This is a genomic window from Autumnicola edwardsiae, assembly GCF_031846505.1.
GTDB lineage: Bacteria > Bacteroidota > Bacteroidia > Flavobacteriales > Flavobacteriaceae > Autumnicola > Autumnicola edwardsiae.
Map to the genome: position 1 here is coordinate 1 of NZ_JAVRHP010000194.1, position 2,565 is coordinate 2,565.

A 2,565-nucleotide genomic window follows, 5' to 3' on the forward strand; every position below is an offset into this window, starting at 1 on the left:
GCAACCGAAAAAAACAAAATAGAAGCCAGCAAAGGAGGGCGGCTGTTAAAGCGGGATACCAGCCAGCCCGAAATTGGCAATCCAATGAGGGAGCTTACCGGCATGGTGAGCAACAGGTTACCAAGTTCGGCTTCGTTGAGGTTAAAAGAGGATTTAATTGTGGGAATACGGGAAGCCCAGGTTGAAAAACAAACGCCTGCGAAAAAAAAATAAATACTCAGTGCTATGCGCTGCTTCCTTTTGGTTTCCATGCTCAACTTAAAAAGATGCAAATATCTGTGGTAATTTTGAAATTGGAAAGGTAATGCAATGTTATTTCTTCCGGATGTCGTAAAAAGATATTTGAACGTTTCAGGATTTCAGCATATTAAGAAGTTCCCGAAAATCGGAAATTACAAATTCAGCATAAATTGAATTTTCCTGGTTTAATTTCTTTACCTGTACCGTGCGCATGCCCAATTCCCGTCCGGCTTTTAGTTCAGATTCTGATTTATCGCCAATCACAAAAACGTGCTGTGGGGTAATTTGCCTACGTTTTAATATAAGGTCGAAAATGTGCTTTTTTGAAGGTCGGCTTTGGAAGAGCGTATTGCTAATATAAGTTTCAGAAAACAGGTTTTCCAGGTTTAGGCTCCTTATTTTGGCCTCCTGCAGTTCTTTAAAACCTTCAGAAACAAGTATTTTCTTCTCCTTCAGGGTTTTTACCACCTCAAAATCAGAAAAAGGCTTTATTTCCATCTGAAGATTCCTTTTTCTGAACTTTTCTGCAAATTCCTGCCTGATTTTTTCTTCAATGTTGAATTTTTTAAGAGCCACATCAAAGGAATCCTGTTTTAATGCTGCTATAATTTGGTGTGCAGTATCTTTTCCGAAGTAAAAAGTGGCAACTTCTTCAAAATCGGAGAGCATTTTCTTTATAATTGTCTTATTTATCGTCGCCGACTCGTAAATGGTGTTGTCCAGGTCGAAAATGAGAAGATTTTCCATTCCGTTTTTCTTTGCTCAAACTTGTTGGTATCCAAAAATGACAATTCTGGAGAAACTATTAAAAATCAGAGGCTGTAAATCTGCCAAAATTTTTAATTTGGCAAATATTATTTCTCTCCTTTTATATGTGATTACTGTATTTTACCTGGATCAAATGGAATTTTCCACTCCTTTTTTTAACGTTTTGTTATGAAATAATTGAGAATTAGTTATTTTTACGCCCTCAATTAAAATATTATGCTTTTAAAAACACTTAGACCGGTGCTATTGCTGGCTTTAATCGTCTCCCTTTTCTCATGTTCTGAAGATGAAGCTCCATCTGAAACAGGTGGTTCTGAAACTCCCGTACAGGCTGAGGATATTTTTAATTACATTGCTTTAAGAAACGACGGAACTTTATTTGCAATTGGTGATAAAACCGGAAAGGTGGTCCAGACGGGCAAAATTCCCGGAATCGAGTTTAATACCTTGTTCAACTCGGTGACTTCCTCAGCTTCCGAAACTTTTATCTATGAACATCGTTTTGATCCTCCAAGGGGCATTTTGTACGTATGGGATAAGCAAAGCGGTGAAACGACGTCTACCATAATTGATTTTCCGGAGGAATTTGGTGAAAATACAGCTTTGATATCTTTAGACTGGGATAAGGATAATCAGAACCTGATAGGGATTACCAGGGAAAATATAGAACAGAGTAATCACCAGAAACCGGTTAAAGTAGTACGTATAAATCCGGAAAATTTCCAGATAACTTCGCAGGATATCGACCTGAATCCTGAAGGTTATGAAAATATATTTTCCACGAGCCTGGTCGGGCAGAAATTATATGTGGTAGCCTCTAAAACGGAAAGGGTAATAAATGCTGATTTACTGGAAATAAACCTGAACCAGAATTCGATTGAGGTTCTTCCTTTAACGGGTGCTGAAACCAATATTTTAAATATTGGTAACGGCGGAGATCCAAATCAATTATTCGGCTTTTCAACGGTAGCCAATTCAAATTTTATGGCAGAAGTGAGACCGGTAGTTTACAATCTACAAACAGAAACGATTAATGAGGTGGCCGGAGTTCCGCGAATATCAGCTTTAAATTTTGCTCATAAAACTTTTTATAATAAGGAGCAGGGAACGTTTGCAGCCCTTATGGGAGCAAATAATACTACTAATCTTATCAAGTACACACCTTCTACAGGTAATTTTGAATTAATAACAATTCCTAATCCTGACGGACTTTCATCTCTTATAAATATTATTGGTGTAGAAAAACTAAAACTCTAGCTGTTAACTGCTGAAAAAAATAATGAATGGACGCTTTTAAACGTCCATTCATTTCCGGAATTAGTCTCTACAAAAAATTTTTACAGTTTTGTGGGTTCTGATTTTGAGCCAAAGGAAACCAGGATTGTGTTTACTTAGCATCGAAAAGAGAAGTTGAAGACCATTCCAGGTACTTGATTTAAGCAACAGATCCCCTTATTGAGCTTGTTATCTTTTATAATTTTTGCGAAGAAAGCCAATTTCTTTAATTACTTCTTTTTTGTTCCTCATCATTTCCGAAATTTCTATTTTTCACGTTTA

3 protein-coding genes are annotated in these 2,565 nt (G+C 36.8%); 2 read left to right on the forward strand and 1 reads right to left on the reverse strand.

Features of this window, described 5'->3' with window-relative positions; all coding sequences use genetic code 11:
- The coding region (locus tag RM529_RS16835; RefSeq protein WP_311485915.1) for a hypothetical protein at positions 1-213 on the forward strand (213 nt) is incomplete at its 5' end.
- Positions 214-351: 138 nt separating this feature from the next.
- Here RM529_RS16835 and RM529_RS16840 read toward each other — a convergent pair.
- Positions 352-987 (reverse strand): HAD family hydrolase, encoded by a 636-nt coding sequence (locus tag RM529_RS16840; RefSeq protein ID WP_311485916.1) that lies wholly within the window; start codon positions 985-987, stop codon positions 352-354.
- A 237-nt stretch (positions 988-1,224) separates the two neighbouring features.
- Between RM529_RS16840 and RM529_RS16845 the strand changes: the two genes are divergently transcribed.
- On the forward strand, positions 1,225-2,265 hold the full coding sequence (locus tag RM529_RS16845) for a hypothetical protein (RefSeq protein ID WP_311485917.1): 1,041 nt from the start codon (positions 1,225-1,227) through the stop codon (positions 2,263-2,265).
- Positions 2,266-2,565: the final 300 nt, after the last annotated feature.

What these genes read in the sequence shown, in the direction of transcription:
- RM529_RS16845 (WP_311485917.1), top strand. Translation starts at nt 1,225, where the DNA reads ATGCTTTTAAAAACACTTAGACCGGTGCTATTGCTGGCTTTAATCGTC.
- RM529_RS16840 (WP_311485916.1), bottom strand. Translation starts at nt 987, where the DNA reads ATGGAAAATCTTCTCATTTTCGACCTGGACAACACCATTTACGAGTCG.